The organism is Gluconobacter sp. Gdi (assembly GCF_014132155.1).
In the GTDB taxonomy this organism is placed as follows: Bacteria; Pseudomonadota; Alphaproteobacteria; order Acetobacterales; family Acetobacteraceae; genus Gluconobacter.
This window is the reverse complement of record NZ_BLJQ01000075.1, coordinates 1-373: the sequence shown is the minus strand read 5'-3', so window position 1 is coordinate 373 and position 373 is coordinate 1. Positions and strand designations below refer to the sequence as shown.

At 64.1% G+C, this 373-nt stretch carries 1 protein-coding gene; it reads left to right on the top strand.

What is annotated here, in order from left to right; translation table 11 throughout:
• Window positions 1-49 precede the first annotated feature (49 nt).
• On the top strand, window positions 50-373 hold the full coding sequence (locus JN414_RS16540; protein WP_035378674.1) for a DUF736 domain-containing protein: 324 nt from the start codon (window positions 50-52) through the stop codon (window positions 371-373).

The following is a 373-nucleotide window of genomic DNA, read 5'->3' as shown; positions in this document are numbered from 1 at the left end:
CATCGAGGCCACGGTGGTCGCGGCCCGATAACAGCATGGAGATACGACAATGGCTAACATCGGTTCCTTCAAGAAGGTGGGCGAAGGCTTCGAAGGCGAGATCGTCACCCTGGCCCTGCAGGCCCGCAACGTCCGCCTGGTGGCGGAAACCAACCGGGCCAACGACAACGCCCCCAACTACCGCGTCTACCTTGGACGGGTTGAACTCGGCGCCGCATGGACCCGCCGCTCCAACGAAGGCCGCACCTATCTGAGCCTGAAGCTGGACGATCCCTCCTTCGCCGCCCCGATCTTCGCCAACCTGTTCACCGACGAGGAAGGGGAAGGCTACACCCTCATCTGGACCCGGCCCCGCAGCCGGAACGGGGAGTAA

What these genes read in the sequence shown, in the direction of transcription:
- JN414_RS16540 (WP_035378674.1), top strand. Translation starts at nt 50, where the DNA reads ATGGCTAACATCGGTTCCTTCAAGAAGGTGGGCGAAGGCTTCGAAGGC.